We start from the raw sequence: 19,533 nt of genomic DNA, 5'->3' as shown, positions 1-19,533 counted from the left end.
GTTGCGCCCTCATCCACTCGAACGCGTACTTGGCTTCGTCGACGCCAACGACGCTTCGTCGGCCGCATGCGCGCGGCGGCGCTTCATCAATTCGCGCGTGATCCGCACATGTTGTGCGGCAAATTGCCGAGTGGTCAGATTCCGCTGCACAATCCGTCGCGCGGCAGCTTGCGCGCATGCGAGCGCCTGTTCGGGTCGCGCGGCGAACGCGTCGGCCGCGCGCCGCAAAGCGGGCGCATCGAACGGCGGTACATAGACCGCGGTGTCAGCGGGAAAATAATCACGCAATCCGCCGACATCGGCGACGATCATTGGCTTGCCCAATGCCGCTGCCTCGAGCATCACCGTGATGCCCGACGCATGGAAATTCGGCCGCAGCGGTACAACGATCAGATCCGCCCAGTCATAAAGCTCGCGCTGCCCGGCGATCCCCGACACCGGCGCGATCATGATATTCGGCGCGTGTAGCGCACGCGATATCCGGCGCCGTGTTGCAAGACGCACCTTATATTTGTCATCGTCGCGGAACGCCGTGACGAAGGTTTTCCAATCGCGATCCCGATCATTGCCGATCGCCGCGATCCGCAGCGGCCAATGCGGCGTCCACGCGCCGGGAATGCACACCGGAAAGTCCCGCGTATCGAGCCCGTAATACACGTGTACCGCGTCGCGGTGGAGATAACGGCGGCACAATCCGCCGTTATCGCGCGCAAGCGTCGTCAGCACGTCCGCACGGCTCAGCAGCGCGCGATACAGCCAACGTCGGGCGCAGCCGTAATCCGGCCATCGATCGAACAACCAGACGCTCTGCGCGAGCAACAGCGGCCTCGCGCCACGCTTTCCCGAAAGCCGCAGCGTCAACGCCGCTGCGAGATGTTCTTGTTCAGTATGCGTCCAAATGACGTCGCTATTGAGAAGAGCCTCACGATTGCGCCACGCGTGAACCAAATCAAAACCGAGTGCGATCTTCAGCGCGCGCCGGCCGATGCCGGCGAGCAGCCCTTCCCGTGCATCGCGCGAATACGTCAGCGCGAATTCGTCCGATTCCGCGTGGTGATAGCCATATAGGCAGCCGATGCCGTCGCCGCGGCGATATGTGCGCGGATCGGCACCATAGAACAAATGAACGTGAACCCTCGTAGCCTTCATACTGCGGACTCCAGCCAGTTCGAATCGGTTCGGCATGCAAATCACTTCGACAGATATCCGGTCATGCCTGGCGCCGATGTGCAGACAGCGCCGCGCGCCGTGCGTCGCGTGCGCCCCGCCGCACTGCGCGCCAGTGCTCGCGCGTAATCGCGCCGTTGCTCGCCGCCAGTGTCAGCACGACATGCACGAGCCCCGGATATAAGCGCGTGCCGACGAACGTCCACCACCACCACGCGATCTCGCACCGCACGGGCGACAGATGCTCGCGCAAGGTCAAATGCAGGTTGTAGGCCGCGTTCGACAGCGCGGTTATCGATGCAGCGCCGCGCCGGTCGTCGTCGAAGCGCTCGGCCGGGTAATGATCCACGGCAATGGCCGGATCGTAGACGAGCTTCCAGCCCGCACGCTTCACGCACATACTGAACAACGTGTCGTTATGCGTCTGCGCACCGGCTCCGCGCAGACGCGTATCGAAGCGCAACCTGCCGATTGCCGCAACGCGATAGCTCATATTGGCCCCTTTCAGCGTATCGACTTCACGCGCCTGCCCGACACCGAGATGGTGATTGCCGACGATCTTGCCCAACATGGTCACCCGGCCCACCAGCGCATGCTTCCCATTGAGCAAACGCCCGTTCTCATACACCCAGTCCCGACCGCCAATCGCGCCGAGCCGCACATCGGAGGCAAACGCCGCGCCGATTCGCTCGAGCCAATCGGCGCGGGGCACGGCGTCGTCGTCGGTGATCGCGACTACGTCGCCATTTACGGCGTCGAGTCCGCGATTCAACGCCGCCACCTGCCCCGGCACGTCGATCGCGACGACGCGCAGCGCGAGCGCGCCGCGCACGAGCGGATCGGCGAGCCGCTCATGGGTTGCGGCGTCGTCGGAACGCGCGACGACGATCACCTCGTCAGGCGCCACGCGCTGCCGTTGTAACGCGATCAGGCAACGCGCAAGATCCGCGGGACGTCGATAAGTCGGCACGAGTACGGAGAGTTTCATCGTTATTTGGTTGATTGACGAACGAGCCGGTGTCATGGGCTCAGGTATTCGTGCATGGCCGCATAGCTTCGGCCGTAGCCGCGCGTGCGCGGCGGCACGCCGTTGAAGATTCCACCTTGCAGATACACACCCGCCGTGCGCAGCCGCTTGATCGCATCGCCGATTTCGGCTTCGGTGTGCATGCCGGAGCGCAGCACCAGGAAGGTCGCGCCTGCGAGTCCGCCAAGGATCGCGGCATCGGTGACGGTAAGGATTGGCGGTGAATCGACGAGCACCAAGTCGTATCGCTTCGCAATACCGTCGAGATATTGAGGCAGCCGTGGCGACATCAGAAGCTCGGACGGATTCGCCGGACAGGCGCCGGACGCAATGAACGACAGCCCCGGCACCGTCGTTTCACCAATTGCCTCCTCCAGCGCGGCCTGACCGCTCAGCAGTTCCGATAAACCGCCTGCCGGCCCGGCATCGAAATAGCGCTTGAGCATGCCGCGCCGCATATCGGCGTCGATCAGCAAAACCCGCTTACCCGAATGCGCGACGAGTGCGGCAAGATTGACGGCAAGAAAACTCTTGCCAATGCGGGGCGTCGGACCGGTCAGCACGACCACGCGGTTCTTCGTCTCCGTCAAGACGAACTGCATCGCCGTGCGCAGGCTGCGCAGACTTTCAACGCTCATATCCTTTGGCTTCACACACGCGAGGATCGGCCTCGGCACATGCCCAGCCGCATGGCTCGCCGATGTATCGAGACGCGCTTGCTCAGCGCTATGCGGCACGATGCCGTAGAGCGGCAAATTGAATATGCGTTCGACACGATCCGGGTCCTCGATACCATGCAACAGATTGCGACGCAGGAATACGACACCCGTGCCGACGATCAAACCAAGCAGCATCGCCGCTGAAAAGATCAGCGCCTTCTTCGGTTTGATCGGCTGGCCGGGACGCAGCGCAGCATCGACGAGCCGGATATTGCCTCCCATGCCCGCTTTTTGCACCGACAGTTCCTGCACGCGGTTCAGCAGTAGCACGTAAATATCCTCAGCAACTTTCGCATTGCGTTGCAATGCCACGGCCTTCGCTTCCGTCGAGGGCAGGCTGCGGAATTTGTGCTCGTACCTCGCGCGCTCGGCTTCGAGTTGACCGAGTTGCCGGCGCGCCGCGACGACGAGCGGATGCTCGTCCGTATAACGCTGCGCAAGCGACGCGAGCTGTAGCCGCTGAGCGGCGATCTGCTGCTCGTACAGAACGCTGCCTTCGAGATAGACTCTCGCCTCGTCACTCGCGTTGATTGATCCGGACCTGCGTTGATATTCGGTCAACTGCGCTTCCGTTCGTTCCAGATCTGCCTTCAGGCGCGGCTCCTCGCTTTTCAGAAACTCGAGCATCTTGGTCGCTTCCGCCTGTTTGCTCGTCACGTGTTGATGCAGATACGACTGTGCGAGCGCATTTGCGATCAGTGCCGTCTGTTCGGGGTCCTTGCCTTCGAGCGAGATCTGAATCACTCCCGTCTGCTTGCCCTGTTCGCTTACCTGAATACCGGACTGAAATCCGGTGATTGCATCGAGATCGTTCAGCCGAACCACGACGAACTGCGTGCCGGGCCGCGCGATAAGCTTCGTCACTTTCATCGTCACCGCAGCACCACGTTCGATTTTTCCGAGCTTGCCTCGCAGCAGCAGCCTGCCGTCCGGATCGGTAAGCGTAAAATCGTCTGCTGCCCCCGCCGTCAGCGTCAGCTTCCTGCCCTCGAACGCGGGCGCCACCATGATCGAATCGATCGCGGCCTCTTCGCCGCCCCATCCGTATGACGGCATGCCCAGCCACGGATTCGCCGGATGCCCCGGCGTCGCAAGCCGCACGGCGATTGCACCGAGGATCGGAAACGTCTTCGGCATCACCGACACATTCAGCTTGAACCGCTCGACAACCGGTGCGACGACGCCGCGGCTCTTGATGATCTCGATTTCGGCATCGGTCTGCGGCGTCGGCGGGCCGCTATTAATCACGGCGCCCGTCTGCGTCTGCGTGAGCGCCTGAGAAGTGCTGTCGCCCGATTCCACGCGCACGTGCACATCCGCCGAATACACCGGTTTCGCGACATAGCAGTAGAGGCCGGCGAACGCAACGACAACGAGCGCGATACCGAGCAGCAGCCAGATATCGTCTACGATCACCTGGAGCAGATGGCCGAGTACGACATCCTCCTCATCGGTCTTCACCGCGAGGCTGGCATACGGATGTGGCGCTTGCGTATTCACCATGCTTTCCCGTTTGAGGTTGACACGGACCGCACGGCAGCCCGGCGGCCGGTCAGTGCGTGATCTGCTTCATGTAATAAATCGACTGAATCGTCGGGAAGATTTGCTGCAACATGCGGTTGAAGTGCGCCGATCCGGCCGTGCCCACATAAACGACATCGAGCGGCTTCAACTGAAAGCGGCTCGAGAGCATCAGCGCATCGGGCTGTGTCATGTCGAGACGGAAAATGTCCGGCGTATTGGGCTTATCCTGCAGATCGCGCAGCACGTATATCTGGCGCGGGTTTGCATCGGTATCGAGGATTCCGCCGCCCGCCGTTAGCGCGTCAGCGATCGTCAATCGGCCTTTGAGCATTGGCACCGTAACGGGCATTCTCACTTCGCCCATCACGAACACGCGGCTGTCGGCGCGATCCGGTACGTTGACGACATCGCCCGCTTGCAACATCACGTTCTGCGTGACGTCGCCGCGGTCGAGCATTGCATTCGCATCGAGCTGATAGAACTTTCCGCCGCGCGTGAGACGCACGCGCTGCAGATCCGCTTCGGCAGTCGTGCCGCCCGAGCGTGTGAGCGCATCGACCAGCGTGAGAGGCACATCCGTCATAGCGAGAGGGCCGGGGGTCTTCACCTCGCCCGTCACCTGTATTTTCTGACTGCGATACGACAGCACGCGCACATCAATCTGAGGGTTCCTCACATAGCGTGCGAGCCGCGCGGCCAGTTCGTCGCGCACCTGGCCGACCGGCTTGCCCGCGACCATCAGGCGGCCGACGAACGGAAAATAGATCGTGCCGTCGGAGCCGACCGTTTGCCCGTAAGGATCGGCCTGGCCCGGCAGCGCAGTCGTATAAGGCTGCTGCAGCGCGCCAGCAATCGTCTGCGTGGTGTTACCGCCGCTGGAGAACGACTGACCTTGCGGCGTCGTCAGTTCGGGATGATCCCAGACCGTAACGCCGAGAATGTCCTGCGGCTGGATTCGGTACACGTATTGCGATGCATCGGCGTAGCGCGCCGGCGGCAGCGGCTGATCGGTGCGTTGCGCTTCTGCCTGCGACACGATCAACTCGGCGGTGACGAGCCGCACGCGGTAGTGCATATCCGGTTGCTTGTCGTTGTCGTCCAGCCGCGACGTATTCAGATAATGACCTGGCGCGGTCGAGCATGCCTGCAACAGCGACGCGAGCGCGACGACAAGCACCATCGGTCTAAGCGAGCGATTCATCATGGTTTTTGCAGCCATCCTCCTTGGGCCAGGCATTCGATCAATTGGCAGCGCTCGCGCGCCGGCGATCTCCGCCCTCCCTTACCTACAAGGTCACTTTGCCGCCTGACAACGGTTGCGCCGATTCGAAATAGCGGGACATGGTCTACGCCATGCGTTCAAACTCCGATGCGCGCAGCCAGTGAAAATCCGCCGCCCGACGCGACGGCGCGCGACAGCGCGCCAGTGCGCCCGATCGCGTGATATTCGATGCCCAGTTCGCGCATCGCGAGCGGTTCATACAGATTGCGTCCGTCGAAAATCACCGGTGTTTTCCAACGCTTGCGGAGTGCATCGAAATCCGGGTTCTTGAACACTTTCCACTCAGTGACAATCACGAGCGCGTCCGCGTCCTGTGCGACCTCGCTCTCGTCGTCGACGAACGTAAGACGCGCAAGCGCCTGCGGCCATGCGTGCAAATCGAGCGCGAGCACGCGCTCAGCTTCGGCTCGTGCAATCGGATCGTAGGCGGTGACGTGCGCGCCATGCGTAAGCAGTTCGGCGATCAGCATGCGGCTCGGTGCATCCCGCATATCATCGGTGTTCGGCTTGAACGCGAGTCCCCAAACGCCGAAGCGGCGGCCCGCCAGGTCTTCGCCGAAGCGCGCGATTACCATCTTCGCGAGCCTGCGCTTCTGCTCGTCATTGACCTTCGATACCGCCTTCAGTACGCGCAACGGCTGCCCACGCTCGTCCGCGGCGCGAATCAATGCTTCGATATCCTTCGGAAAGCATGAACCGCCATAGCCGCAGCCCGCATACAGGAAGTGATAGCCGATCCGGGGATCTGAACCGATTCCTCGCCGAACCGCTTCGATATCCACGCCGAAATGGTCCGCGAGATTCGCCATCTCGTTGATCAACGAGATGCGCGCCGCCAGCATCGCATTCGCCGCATACTTCGTGAACTCGGCCGAACGCACGCTCATGTACAGCGTGCGCTCATGATTGCGGTTAAACGGCGCATAGAGTTTTTTCATCAGCTCACGTGCGCATTCGCCCGGCACATCGTCGTCCACGCCAATCACGATCCGTTGCGGCCGCGTAAAATCCTCGAGTGCCGCGCCTTCCTTCAGAAACTCCGGATTCGACACCACCGAAAACATCGCCCCGTCCTCGCCGCGCTTGCGCAGTTCCTCCGTAACCACGGCATGCACACGCTCGGCAGTGCCAACGGGCACTGTCGACTTGTCGACGATGACCTTGAAGCCCGTCATATGACGGCCGATGTTGCGCGCGGCTGCCAGCACGTATTGAAGATCGGCCGAACCGTCTTCGTCGGCAGGCGTGCCGACCGCGATGAACAGCACGTCGCCATGCCCAACCGCCGCCTCGATGTCAGTCGAAAACCGCAGGCGGCCCGCCGCGCGATTGCGTGCAATGATCTGCGCGAGCCCCGGTTCGTGGATCGGCACGCCACCGCTGTTCAGGATGCCGATTTTGCGAGGATCGACATCGAGACAAAAAACATCATGGCCGATATCGGCAAAACACGCACCCGTGACAAGCCCTACATATCCACTGCCGATGATTGTCAGATTCATCCGTCGAACCTCTTAGCCAGTGAGCCGTAAAATTTGCCGCGCTCAATACGCGTTGCTACAGGTAAAGCCCTTCCATAACGTCAGCGCGACGATCTTGATGTCGAGCCAAAGCGACCAGTTCTGCATGTAGTACAAATCCAGCTTCACGCGGGCGGCCATCTGCTCGATGCGAGCCGTTTCGCCGCGAAAACCGTTGATCTGCGCCCACCCCGTGATGCCCGGCTTGATCCGGTAGCGAAACATGTAGCCGTTCACGAGATCCTTGTAGATATCGTCGTGTTCCAGCGCGTGCGGGCGCGGGCCGACCACCGACATCTCACCCTTCAGCACATTGATGAACTGCGGCAATTCGTCGAGACTCGTGCGGCGCAGGAACCGGCCAACGGGCGTCACGCGCGAATCGTTCTTCGCGGCCTGCGTGATTTTCCCGGCCTTTTCCTGATGAACCTTCATCGAGCGAAACTTATAGATTTCGAACTCGCCTCCGTCGACTCCCTTGCGCTTTTGCCGGAAAAACACGGGCCCGGGCGAAGTCGACTTGACGAGCGCAGCAATCATCAGCATCACCGGCGCGAGCAATACGAGCGCTGCGAACGCAAACATCCGGTCGAACACGAACTTCGGCAGAATCCGCATGTCGGTGATCGGCGATGCGGCAAGGTTGATCGCCGGCACGCCAAGCAACTCGACCACGTCCTGATTGAAAAGCGATACGCTACGCACATCAGGAATGAAACGAATGTTGACGAAATCGTGGCGAAACTCGGTCACGATCCGTTGAATCTGCGGCTCCTCCGACAGTGGCAGCACGAGCCATAGCTCGCGAATCTCGCGGCCCCGCACGCGCCGCACCAGCTCGGCAAAGCAGCGCTCGATCACGATGCCGTCCGGACCAAACGGCATCGGGCAATTTTTCGCATCGGCGGCATCTCCCGATGCGTCATAGATACAGACAGGCTTGAAGCCCGCATCCGGACGCGCACACATATACGCAATGAGACGCTTCGTCGCGGCCGCATGCACGCTACCGACGATCGCCACCGCTTTGTGGTTGTAACCACCGCGCCGCAATCGCCGCAGCACCGCATACACGCACGCCTTCGATGCGACCAGCAATGCAATCGTCGCAACCGCCCAATAACCGAGCCATAAATACGAAAATTCGCTCGCGTGATGCACGCTGAAACTCATTAAAATGCCCGCTCCTTCGACGACGAGCCAAGCAACCGGCACGCGCCACATCAGACCGAACATCGGCATGCCGCGCCAGGATTGATAAATGCCGAACGCGGGAAAAAGCACCACAACGAGCATGCAGTCGAACACCAGCATTGTTTGCTGGAGATCATCGAGCCACATGCACTCCCGCCGGTACAGCAGCGCGGCGATCAACGCGCCCGCGACCGCCATCGCGATATCGATCACTCTGGCCTGTACGCTCAACATGGTTACGTCCTCGCGCTGCCGAACAGCATCTGGTCAAAACAGTGCACGACGCTATTGAACCCTCAATAAAATTCCCGCTGCAAGGGCAGAATTATTAAAAAAATAAGTCGCTAGTTTTTAAAAATTTTTCATGTCGATATTTTTTATGTCTTTATCTTTGACAAAACCGACCGAATCCGAGATTTCTTGTCAATCCCAAGGTCGCATTAATTCCATAAAATTCAAAGCATTTATTTTTTATATCATTGCGCTCAACATGGTCGGACCCGACGCCGACCCGTGGGATGCGTTCCGGCAGCTCAGCAGCAAAGACGGCAACATCGCACGCGGCCACCTGTGCATCGGGCACGCCTCATCGACATTCGCGCATTCGGACGAACGCCTGTTCGCATGTGTCTGCACACGCAATCGAGTCGTGGTCGAAATCTCCGACGCGATTCTCGTCGCCAGTAGCACACATCTGTAGGAGGCCAAGAAAATCGCCAGCCGCCTGAAGGGCGAGTCTGGCGCGCAAGCATTAGCTCACCGCAAAGTTCACCGTCCGTGGCAATGCTGCGATTGGGTCGATAGCGGCTGACGTTTTCGGTGCAAGCGAGTCGTCGTCAAGCCGGGCGCTCGGCTGCCGTTGTAAATGCATCACCCTCGCACCGAACACTGGCTCGTCGTGCGCAACACCGCCGCACATCGCGCGTGGCGATGAAACGTTTTTCAACCGATCCGATATTCGGCATATTCATGCCGATCAAGTTGGATTTTCGGCGCATCGTCGCGATTATCCGCCGGGCGGCACCACTCGGCCGCAAGGTGTGTAATCTTGGATTCGGCCGAAGCGATCCCGGATAACTCCGCGATCGTCGCCACCGTCTGGTCCGCAGCGCAAGCAACTTCGGTCTTCGCCTTCTCGACCGGCGTAGCGTTTCCCGATGGGCAATGCCGGTCAATCCAACCGCGCGCCCAATCGAGGGCATAATGCTGCGCCGATTCCGCGTCGGTGAAGCGCGGCCCAATAAGCCCCGAGCGTTCGACTCGGCGATCTACCTGCACGATCTCGGCCCACGCGCGATACATCAGGTTTCGCACCGGCCGTGCGCCTCCGTACACGGTATAGCCGCGATAAGTTTCGGTCTGCTGCGAAACGCGCGTCGCGTCATGGAACGACGTCTGGTGAGTTCTACGATGTCCAGGTCGGCCATCGTGCATTACCGTCGCGCGTGCGGCGGCAACGCTGCGGTCATTTCGTGAATCGTTGTCGCGATCATCGTCACTCACGAAGCGCCTGACGCTCACGGCTACCTCGGTAGCCGCCATACCCGTTTGAGCGAGCGGCAAACGCCACGACTGCGGATTTTGCCAAAACACACCGCGCAGCCGGTCGCAATCGGCCGCCGCCTCAGGTGGTGCCCGGCGCACCGCCGCACCCGGCGCGGGCGGCGGTGGCACATACGCGAACCTGCGGCCGCTCTCGTCGGAGAGCACCTTCACCATTTCCGCAAGCAAACCGCTCGCGAGCCAATCCTCAAAGCGCCGCCGGCACGTCGGGCCGGACGGATAGCGGCTAGGCAATTTCGACCATGGTTCACCAGTCGTGAGAATCCACAACACGGCATTCGCGACAATTCGATTCTCAGCACGCGGCCTGCCTCGCCGATTCAGCCGGACGGGTTCATCCACAATCAATGTCGAGAGACGGGCCCACTCGGCATCATTTAGCTCATCGAAGAACATAGGTTTCTCCACGCAGCCAGGCCGGGCTGCGATTGGCCGCAGACCGCAAGCACCCCGTGCCTGCCGCTGTAACCAGGTTGCACATGAACGCCAGGGTTGTGCGCGCCGGCACGTCAAGCACTGGCACAATGCCGGCATTTTCACCTCCGATGCACAAGCCTCTGTCTCCCTCGATGCAATTCTTTTTATGCATGGAGCATATCATCACCCAGTTTTATAGCAATATATAGCTTGCTCGACATTACCCATCCAAACAACAATCAAAATCATGAAGAAGTGGTTGATTAATATTTTTATTTTTACATACACTCCCAAATGATACCGCTCTAAAAAAATAAATACGAAATTAAGCACCACACTGAAGATAGCATCGGTCACAAACCCTGGTCGCACTCGGAATCAATTTTCCGATTTATGCAACAGCGGTAAATTCATAAAATCAGGTGATATTTTTTATGGATCGGCAACCGAATAATTTCCGCAACCCATTATCTTCGCTTCATGCGATATCAGAACCACTTAACTTCGATCAATGATATGTCACGTTGACCGTGCAGGATGGAATTTTGGCACTCAATCGGGATCGCTCGCGAGCGACGGCGTCTGAGTCGATCGGTGCGGCTTCGCTGAACCTTAATCACACGAAAAGCACGGCGGATGTTTTCTTGTTCGCGCACCACGCACCTGGCACGGCACGTGATACGGCACTGTGCCAAGCTCATTCTTGAAATCGGTTTTCAATAAGCCGTCGCGATGGTACGCAACTATCTATTCGAATGGGCTCCAGAACGCATCGGCAAGCGTGTGTATGTCAGGATCATCGGGAAACATCGGCGGCAATTCGCTCTTGTACATCAGCACGTAGCCCGCGCGCGGATAATCGGCAAGCGCAGGAATGTTCACCGCTTTCTTCTTCGCGACGATTTCGAGATTTACCTGTTCGAGTGGGCAACGATATTCCGCAACACGTGCCGCTCTTGATGAGTTCATATGGAATGCCGTTGTGTTCGAGCAGGGTAAGCAAAATCATGACCGATGCCAGGCTCGTTGCAGATCACGTAACAAGCCGCATGGTGCCCCCAGACTGCCTTCTCGGTGAGACATCGCAGGCTCCATCATGTCGCAGCCGCAACGCGCCGAACAGCAAATCCGTCGCCGGATCGCCGACTGTCTCCAGATATTCGAGATAGCGGCGCGCATGGCTGGTCTCGCCTTCGGCGGTCGAACGAAACAACGCAGCGACATCGCTCTGCCCGTCGCCGTCCGCTTTAGCCGAGAAATACAGATAGCGGCGATTTGCCAGTGACTCGTCCGCGAACGCTCTGCTCGGTCTCGCTGCCCTCGAGCTGTGCCATTTACGCCTCTCCGGATCGAGTGCCCACGCACGCGGCGCCGGACGGGAACGAAGACGGGAATGAATATTGTGGGGAATGATCGATGCACGTCAGCGATAGCCGTCCGCCAGCGTGCATTCCAATCTAGACGGTCGCACGCGTGCTCCCAATAGGCTTTCTTAAAGCCGGTGATAGTGCGGCAAGCGTGGTGGAGGTGGCTTGAGATAGCAGAGCCGCAGCGATGACCACGATATCCGCGTAACGGCGGAAATGGCCATGTTGAAAATGGACAAATTCGCGGGTTTGGGCGCGCAACGGCAACCTGGTACCGCTCGCGCAAACATCGGCCGCGCTGCCGATTCGTGCCGCCGATTCGCACGACGCGCGCCACTGTCATGCGGCGCGCGTCCCATCGGCAGCGGGTCAGCGCGGTGCGGCAGGAAGCGGCCACACATCACCGCCCTTTTCGCCTGTCGGCACGCTCGGCAACAGTTGCCGATTGATACTGAGCGAGCGCGGCCGGTTGAAGTATTTCTCGAGCAATGCATCGAGAATGGCTACGGTTTCGACATCGGGCACACCGTCGTAGCGAGACGGCCGGAAGTGCATCTGGAACGCCGACACGACGTTGACCGTTTGCGCATCGAGCAGGCCGGTTTGCGGCGTGTCGTAGCCGTATGCAAGCAGCTTCGATTGCAAGCTCGCGATATCGCCCGCGAACGGCCTGCTGCTCCGGTAATATGCGACGGCCTCGGCCTGCGGCCACGCACCGATACGGAATTCGTCGTAAAGCCGCTTCCACGGAAACAGCGGGCCCGGATCGGTCTTGCGGCCAGGCGCGACGTCCGAATGACCGACGACCTTGTGCGGCAAAATCTGGTGCCGCGCGACCACGTCCGCGGCAAGCCTGCCGAACACGGCCACCTGTGCATCCGGATACGGATACCAGCGCCGGTTCATCAGCGGCAGCGTTTCATCCTCCGGCGGAAAGCCAAGATTGACGATCTCGATGCCAACCGAGCCCGCGTTGAGCATCCGGTCGCCTTGCCAGTAACTGAGCCCCGCATGCCATGCGCGGCACGCTTCGGGCACGAGTTCGAATACCTTGAAACGCCGGCCGTTGTCCGGCGCGTCGGGCACGAGATAGTGCGCGCTGACCTGCTTGTTCTGATCCGTCAAGGATGCCAACGAATCCGCCAATGTCTGTGCGGTATAGTGCAGCACCAGCGTCCGAACACGCGAATCCTGATTCGGCGATTTGATCGACTTGTCGATCGTGTAGCTAGCGTTGCTGGTAGCCCCGCCCGCCGACGCAGAATTCTCTGCATGTGCATTCGAGATCACGCCGTCGCCACATCCCACGAGCGACGGCAATGCCAATACTCCCGCCGGCAATGCCGACGAACGCGCGAGAAACCCGCGCCTGCCTTCATTGATGATTTTCGTTTCCTCTTCGGCCATACCCTTTCCGTTCAAGTCGTCACCTGCGATTGATGGTCGGCGCATTGCGCCGGGCGAATGACATGCGCAAGAAAGTGTCGCGCGACTCTCTGAGTCGTTAGCTCAACGTAAGTTCAAGTTCGTTGCGCGGCTCGTTTACGCATCGCAGATACATCGAGGGATAGGACGGATAACGGAGGATGCCCCTGTGCCGGCCGGCGCGAAATCCCGCGCGATGCGCGCCGTCATTCTGCCGCGCGTGCAAGCAACAGCTCGCGCTCGCGCGCATTGCGCGTCAGCTCGGCTGCGCGGCGAAATTCCGCTTGCGCCTCATCGCGGCGGCCGAGCTTCGCAAGCAGATCGCCGCGCACGCTCGGCAACCAGTGATAGCGCGCGAGCGCCGGGTCCGCAACGAGCGCGTCGACAATCTCGAGCCCCGCGGCCGGCCCGAAAGCCATGCTGAGCGCCACGGCCCGATTCAATTCGACGACCGGCGAAGGCGCGACTTGCGCGAGCGCGTCGTAGAGCGCGACGATCTCCATCCAATCGGTTTGCGCCGCGCTGTGCGCCCGCGCATGGCATGCGGCCAGCGCCGCCTGCAACGCATAGCGGCCGCGCGCGCCGCCCAACGCTTCGGCACGCGCGAGCGCGGCAAAACCGCGGCGGATCAGCAGCGGGTCCCAGCGGCTGCGATCCTGATCGAGCAGCAGCACCGGACGCCCTTGTGCATCGGTACGCGCATGCATGCGCGACGCCTGAAGTTCCATCAATGCAACGAGCGCGTGAACCTCGCTCTCGTGCGACGCGAGTTCGGCGAGCACGCGAGCGAGCCTCAGCGCCTCGTCGGTCAGCGCGGGCCGCATCCAATCGTCGCCCGCCGTCGCCGAATAACCCTCGTTGAAGATGAGATAAATCACTTCGAGCACCGAAGCAAGCCGTGCCGCGCGTTCGGGCGCCCGCGGCACCTCGAACGGCACCTTCGCGGCGGCCAACGTTCGCTTGGCACGCACGATGCGCTGCGCGATCGTCGGCTCGGGCGCCAGGAATGCGCGCGCAATCTCGCCCGTCGTCAGTCCGCCGAGCAGGCGCAGCGTCAGCGCCACGCGCGCGTCGGTGGACAGCACCGGATGGCATGACGTGAACACGAGCCGCAGCAGGTCGTCGCCGATGTCGTCGTCGCGCATGGCCTCGAACACGTCGGCCACGTCGAGTGCGACGTGCGCGCCGAGCGCATCGAGTTCGAGACCGAGTTGCTCCTGCTTGCGCGCATGCAGCGCGCTTTGCCGCAAATGGTCGAGCGCGCGGCGCTTCGCGGCCGTCATCAGCCACGCTCCCGGCTTGTCGGGCACACCCTCGCGCGGCCAATGCTCCAGCGCCGCGACCAGCGCATCCTGCGCAAGCTCCTCGGCAACACCAACGTCACGCACGAGCCGTGCGACATGCGCGATGATCCGCGCGGACTCGATCCGCCAGACAGCGTCGATGGCGCGATGAACGGCAGCCGCGGTCATGTGCGCCCTTCGGCGAGCCTCGTTGCACTCACCGGCCCGGTGTAGAGCAGGGCCTGCCCACGCCGCGCGCCACCGTGCACAGCCGGGCCGCTGCCAAAGTCGCGTGAGCGCACCGCCGAGCAACGCGGTAACGCTTCAACGAATGCAACCATGTTCATCACCTGCTCCCCCGCCCATCGAATTTGCGTTGCACTCACGTCAGCCGAGCTTGCTTTCGAGCTCACGGCACCGTTCGAGCGCGGCGCTCGGCTCGAAATCGTCGAGTTCAAAAATCTGCCGCACCTCGATCTCGCCGTCTTCGTCGGCGCCGAACGGCGCAGGAAAGCGGCGCGTCCATTCGAGCGCCTCGTCGCGCGAGCGCACCTGAATCAGCGTATAGCCTGCGATCAGCTCCTTCGTTTCGGCGAATGGCCCGTCGATGACCGAGCGCTTGCCGCCCGAATAGCGGATACGCCACCCTTTGGACGACGGCTGCAACCCCGACGCGTCAAGCAGCACGCCCGCCTTCGCCAATTCCTCGTGATAGCTCGCCATCGCGGCGATCAGCGATTCGTCGGGCACCGCGCCGGATTCGCTCGTCGCATTGGCTTTCACCATGATCATGAAACGCATCGCACTCTCCTTGCTATCGTGAACGGGCACCGGAAGCGGCGTCCTATCGCTACGACGTGCGAGGCAATGTCCGATCGACACGTGACGCACCGAATCAGGGAAAACCCGAGTTTTGTCCACGCCGGCGGCAAGCGGACGCAGCATAAAGAAGCGATCTCACCGTTTGGCTCGGCCAAGCGCGCGGCGAACGCCGCCCACCGCGCCAGTCACAAAAAGCACGGTCCGATCTCCCGCACCTCCACCGTGCACCATTCGGCAGCCGGACACTCCTTCGCAATCGCAAGCGCCTCGCCTTGCGTTTGAACATCGAGCAGAAAGAAGCCGCCGATCATTTCCTTGGCTTCGGCAAACGGCCCATCGACGACATGCACCTCGCCGTTGCGCGTCTGCACTCGCGGCGAATCGTCATCCGATGCCAACGATTCGGCCAGGCGCAGCACCCCACGCGAGCTTAGTGCGTCCGCCCAGTGGCGCATCCGTGCATATAACGCCTCGCCTTCTTCACGCGTGCGCGCCGCACGCTGGCCGCGCGGCTCGACGATCAATAGCAGATAACTCATCAGTATCTTCCTCCTAACGATCCGACAGAGCGTATCGCACTGGCTAGGCGACACGCGTCAGCCCAGGCTGGCGGCGCGTGCAACCCACCACCAGCCTATTCTGAACGGGTGGCGCATGTCGGTCCATCCATGAAAATCGGCCAAATTACACGGTCCTGTCCAACTTTTACCAAAAACTGTCAACATGCACCGCTAAGCTTTCGTCATCCTCACCACCAGGACCTTCCGTCATGCGCACTCCAACGCCTTTGATTTCCGCCCTGTCGCTTCTGCCCGCCGTCGCAGCCATTGCGTGCTCGCCGGCGCTCGCGGCCACCGCCGCGCCCGTCAGTCCGACCTGCGGCGGCGGCGCAACGCCAATCGCCGACATTCAAGGCCCCGGCACGTCATCGCCGCTCGCTGGCCAGAACGTATCGATCGAAGCCGTGGTCACCGCCGATTTCGGTGGCCCCGACGGCTTCGGCGGCTTCTTCGTCCAGCAAGCCGATCCGCAACGACGCAACCAGCCCGGCGTCTCCGAAGGGCTTTTCGTCTATGCGCCGAAAGCACGCGCGCAGGCCGGCGATCTCGTGCATGTGACAGGCAAGGTCGAGGAGAAGTACGGGCAAACGCAGCTTACGCTCGCGGGCGGTATCGCGGTCTGCGCGAGCGGCCAGTCGGTCACGCCCGCGACGCTCACGCTGCCGGTCGACACCCCGAACACGTTCGCCGCGTATGAAGGGATGCTGGTGCGGCTGCCGCAAACGCTAACCGTCACCGATGTCTACGAACTCGGCCGCTACGGCAGCATGCTGCTCAGCAACGGCCGCCTGCGCACGCCGACGAGCGTGGCGCCGCCCGCTCAAGCGCAGGCGCAAGCCGACGCGAACGCGCGCAACCGGCTGATCCTCGACGACGGCTCGAACAAGCAGAACCCGCCAACCGTGCCGTATCCGGCGCCCGCGCTCTCCGCCGCCAATACGCTGCGCACGGGCTACACGGTCAGCAACGTCGAAGGCGTGCTCGAAATGCGCTACGGCGCATGGCGTCTGCAGCCCGTGCCCGGCACGAGCGCGCCGGCATTCAACACGCGCGGCAATCCGCGCACCGCGGCGCCCGCACGCGATCCGCATTCGAACCTGCGGGTTGCGTCGTTCAATGTGCTCAATTATTTCAACGGCAACGGCCTGGGCGGCGGCTTCGACGATCCTGCCAATCGCGGCGCGAAGAACTATCAGGAATTCCTCCGTCAGGATGCAAAGATCGTCAGCGCGCTGAAGGCGCTCGACGCCGATGTGATCGGCCTGATGGAAATCCAGAACAACGGCTACGGAGACTTGAGCGCGGTGCGCCAGCTCGCGGCAAAGCTTGGCGACAGCTGGCGCGTCGTCGATCCGGGCACGGCCAGGCTCGGCGGCGACGCGATTGCGGTCGCGCTGATCTACGACAGCCGCAAGGTCGAGCCGATCGGCCGCGCAGCCACGCTTGCGATCGACGACAAGAACCGGCAGCCGCTTGCGCAAACGTTCCGGCGCGTGGGCGGCAAGCAAGCGCTGACGGTCGTGGTCAATCATCTGAAATCGAAGAACTGCCCGGACGCGGCGGCCGACGATCTCGATCAAGGCGACGGTCAAGGCTGCTGGAACGCGACGCGCACGCGCGCGGCAGCGAAGCTCGCCGACTGGCTCGCCAACACGCCCACCGGCGTATCGGGCCAAGGCGTGCTGCTGATCGGAGATCTCAACAGCTACGCGTATGAAGACCCGATCCGCCTGCTCGAATCGCGCGGCTACCGGAATCTCGTGTCGCGCTGGATAGGCGCCGACGCGTATAGCTACGTGTACAACGGCGAAGCAGGCTATATCGACCATGCGCTCGCGACGCTGCCGCTCGCGGCGCACGTGAAGGCCGTGCACGAGTGGCACATCAACGCGGACGAGCCGGTCGCGTTGCAGTACCCGCTCGCGTACAAGACAGCCGAGCAGCAACGCACGTATTACGCCCCCGACGCATATCGCTCGTCGGATCACGATCCTGTGCTGGTCGACATCGCGCTGCCGGGCGGCCGCTGATTGATTGCCGAGCGAACGCACACCGTCGTGCGGCGGCATGCGAGTCAACGTGGTGCCTGCGTTTTCGGCTCAAGCAATGCTTCGCATGTTCATTGCCGGATCGCCCCCGCGCACTCCGGCAATGAAGAGCGCCATGACTTGCGCGCGCACCCGCGCCGCCTTGCTCAGGCCCGCATCGCCGCGCAAACGACGGCGCTTCGTTCTCAGCACTACCCAGCGCGCCATCAAACAACGCCGGACCCCGACGAAGCCGCAAGGCTTCGTCGATTCGTTCGCGGCACAGCGCCGATCAATCCCGTATCCCCCTGCCGACGCTGACAGCCCATTTGCGCAACGCCATTTTTACCGGCGCAAGCAAATAATTCGGAAAATTTTCCATTTTCTCGTCGAAGGTCATTCGCCTGAAATCCCCGCGCGCCTTTACCAGGCAACGCAGCGGAACGATCTGCCACGGTTACGGGCACAGGATTTGCGGAACTCTGCCTGCCAAAGCCGATCGCATTGAGTGCAAGGCTTGGTTGTCCCGACTGTTCATTCATCACTCAGGAGAACGATTTTTATGGCACTGACCGATCACATCGAGCACAAACTGGACCGCGGTTTCTCCGAGGCGCGCCGCACCGGACGCCGCGTAGCGCGCCGCACCCGTTCGGCGGCGCGCGATCTGCATGCCGATGTCAACGACGATCTGCGCTCGTTGATCGACGAACTCGAGCACTTGCTGAAGGAAAAGGACGACGGTGACATCGCGGCGCTGCGCGAGCGCCTTCATCAGCGAATCGAGGCCGCGCGCAGCGCACTCGAGGATGCGTCCGACGACGCGCTCGACCGCCTGCGGGCATCGACCGAGCGTGCCGCGCAAGCCGTGCGCGACAACCCGTGGCAAACCGCCGGCATCCTCGCGGGCGTCGCGTTCGTCGCGGGGCTGCTGCTTGCCCGGCGTTGATCTGATGTCGGCAAACGCATCCGGCATTTCATTTCGTTTGTACTATCGGAGACGAAGCAATGCGTAAAACACTTGCGATAAAAGCGGCCACGACGGTCATGCTCGGCAGCTTGGCGCTCGCCGGCTGCACCACCACGCCCGACAAGCCGTCGACGTCGGCATCCGACGCATCGACACGCGAAGCGATCGACTCACGCGTGAACGCGACGCTCTCACGCCTGTACTCGACCGTGCCCGGCTCGCGCGAGCTGGTCGCGAAAGCACGCGGCGTGCTTGTGTTCCCGAGCGTGCTGCAAGCCGGCTTCATCGTCGGCGGGCAGAGCGGCAATGGCGCGTTGCGCGTCGGCGGCGCGACGGTCGGCTACTATAATACGTCGTCGATCTCGGTCGGTTTGCAGGCGGGCGCGCAGTCGAAAGCGATCGTCTTCCTCTTCATGACTCAGGACGCGCTCGACAAATTCCGCAGCTCGGACGGCTGGGCCGCCGGCGCCGATGCGTCGGTCGCGCTCGTGAAGATGGGCGCAAACGGCGCGGTCGATTCGTCGAGCGCGACCTCGCCCGTCGAAGTGATCGTGCTGACGAACGCCGGCTTGATGGGCGATTTGTCGGTAAACGGCACTAAAGTGACGCGTCTGAAACTCTGACATCCGGCCATTACCAAACGGCTGCCCATGCCCCAAGCAGGCG

Annotated in this window: 14 protein-coding genes and 3 pseudogenes; 4 read left to right on the top strand and 13 right to left on the bottom strand. The window is 61.7% G+C overall.

Annotated features, from left to right (window positions below; translation table 11 throughout):
• Window positions 1-9: 9 nt before the first annotated feature.
• From BSIN_RS07030 to BSIN_RS07005, 6 genes are all read right to left on the bottom strand, one after another.
• Window positions 10-1,149, bottom strand: a complete 1,140-nt coding sequence (locus tag BSIN_RS07030) for a glycosyltransferase (protein ID WP_089339951.1) — start codon at window positions 1,147-1,149, stop codon at window positions 10-12.
• 61 nt (window positions 1,150-1,210) lie between these two features.
• On the bottom strand, window positions 1,211-2,155 hold the full coding sequence (locus BSIN_RS07025) for a glycosyltransferase family 2 protein (RefSeq protein ID WP_089339950.1): 945 nt from the start codon (window positions 2,153-2,155) through the stop codon (window positions 1,211-1,213).
• A gap of 32 nt (window positions 2,156-2,187) precedes the next feature.
• Window positions 2,188-4,416: a polysaccharide biosynthesis tyrosine autokinase gene (locus BSIN_RS07020; protein WP_089339949.1), complete on the bottom strand. Its 2,229-nt coding sequence runs from the start codon at window positions 4,414-4,416 to the stop codon at window positions 2,188-2,190.
• 49 nt (window positions 4,417-4,465) lie between these two features.
• Window positions 4,466-5,641 carry a polysaccharide biosynthesis/export family protein gene (locus BSIN_RS07015; RefSeq protein WP_089340001.1) on the bottom strand — a complete coding sequence of 392 codons (1,176 nt, stop codon included), beginning with the start codon at window positions 5,639-5,641 and terminating at the stop codon, window positions 4,466-4,468.
• 155 nt (window positions 5,642-5,796) lie between these two features.
• Window positions 5,797-7,221, bottom strand: a complete 1,425-nt coding sequence (locus BSIN_RS07010; protein WP_089339948.1) for a UDP-glucose dehydrogenase family protein — start codon at window positions 7,219-7,221, stop codon at window positions 5,797-5,799.
• A 42-nt stretch (window positions 7,222-7,263) separates the two neighbouring features.
• Window positions 7,264-8,667: an undecaprenyl-phosphate glucose phosphotransferase gene (locus BSIN_RS07005; RefSeq protein ID WP_089339947.1), complete on the bottom strand. Its 1,404-nt coding sequence runs from the start codon at window positions 8,665-8,667 to the stop codon at window positions 7,264-7,266.
• Window positions 8,668-8,941: 274 nt separating this feature from the next.
• Between BSIN_RS07005 and BSIN_RS26420 the strand changes: the two are divergent.
• Window positions 8,942-9,374 (top strand): annotated as a pseudogene (locus BSIN_RS26420) (mannose-1-phosphate guanylyltransferase/mannose-6-phosphate isomerase); the annotation flags it as partial.
• 1 nt (window position 9,375) lies between these two features.
• Here the strand turns inward: BSIN_RS26420 and BSIN_RS06995 are convergent.
• The 7 genes and pseudogenes from BSIN_RS06995 to BSIN_RS06965 form a co-directional block, all read right to left on the bottom strand.
• Window positions 9,376-10,392: a DUF6566 family protein gene (locus tag BSIN_RS06995; protein ID WP_089339945.1), complete on the bottom strand. Its 1,017-nt coding sequence runs from the start codon at window positions 10,390-10,392 to the stop codon at window positions 9,376-9,378.
• 678 nt (window positions 10,393-11,070) lie between these two features.
• A pseudogene (locus tag BSIN_RS06990) lies at window positions 11,071-11,465 on the bottom strand (Fe-S oxidoreductase); the annotation flags it as partial.
• Between the two features lie 53 nt (window positions 11,466-11,518).
• Window positions 11,519-11,747: pseudogene (locus BSIN_RS06985) on the bottom strand (ferritin family protein); the annotation flags it as partial.
• A 402-nt stretch (window positions 11,748-12,149) separates the two neighbouring features.
• Window positions 12,150-13,187 (bottom strand): N-acetylmuramoyl-L-alanine amidase, encoded by a 1,038-nt coding sequence (locus BSIN_RS06980; RefSeq protein ID WP_089339944.1) that lies wholly within the window; start codon window positions 13,185-13,187, stop codon window positions 12,150-12,152.
• 224 nt (window positions 13,188-13,411) lie between these two features.
• On the bottom strand, window positions 13,412-14,677 hold the full coding sequence (locus BSIN_RS06975; protein WP_089339943.1) for an RNA polymerase sigma factor: 1,266 nt from the start codon (window positions 14,675-14,677) through the stop codon (window positions 13,412-13,414).
• Window positions 14,678-14,875: 198 nt separating this feature from the next.
• Window positions 14,876-15,289: a YciI family protein gene (locus BSIN_RS06970; protein WP_089339942.1), complete on the bottom strand. Its 414-nt coding sequence runs from the start codon at window positions 15,287-15,289 to the stop codon at window positions 14,876-14,878.
• A gap of 206 nt (window positions 15,290-15,495) precedes the next feature.
• The gene (locus tag BSIN_RS06965) at window positions 15,496-15,849 is read right to left on the bottom strand and encodes a YciI family protein (RefSeq protein ID WP_059515214.1); all 354 of its coding nucleotides are present in this window, start codon (window positions 15,847-15,849) and stop codon (window positions 15,496-15,498) included.
• A gap of 230 nt (window positions 15,850-16,079) precedes the next feature.
• Here BSIN_RS06965 and BSIN_RS06960 point away from each other — a divergent pair, with 230 nt between their 5' ends.
• The 3 genes from BSIN_RS06960 (at window position 16,080) to BSIN_RS06950 (ending at window position 19,490) form a co-directional block, all read left to right on the top strand.
• Entirely contained in the window at window positions 16,080-17,900 is a 1,821-nt protein-coding gene (locus tag BSIN_RS06960) for an ExeM/NucH family extracellular endonuclease (protein ID WP_089339941.1), read from the top strand.
• 559 nt (window positions 17,901-18,459) lie between these two features.
• Window positions 18,460-18,846: an ElaB/YgaM/YqjD family protein gene (locus BSIN_RS06955; protein WP_089339940.1), complete on the top strand. Its 387-nt coding sequence runs from the start codon at window positions 18,460-18,462 to the stop codon at window positions 18,844-18,846.
• A gap of 59 nt (window positions 18,847-18,905) precedes the next feature.
• On the top strand, window positions 18,906-19,490 hold the full coding sequence (locus BSIN_RS06950) for a BPSL1445 family SYLF domain-containing lipoprotein (protein ID WP_089339939.1): 585 nt from the start codon (window positions 18,906-18,908) through the stop codon (window positions 19,488-19,490).
• Window positions 19,491-19,533 lie beyond the last annotated feature (43 nt).

The sequence above is a fragment of the Burkholderia singularis genome (assembly GCF_900176645.1).
GTDB classification, from domain to species: Bacteria; Pseudomonadota; Gammaproteobacteria; order Burkholderiales; family Burkholderiaceae; genus Burkholderia; species Burkholderia singularis.
This window is presented reverse-complemented; position numbering and strand designations above follow the sequence as displayed.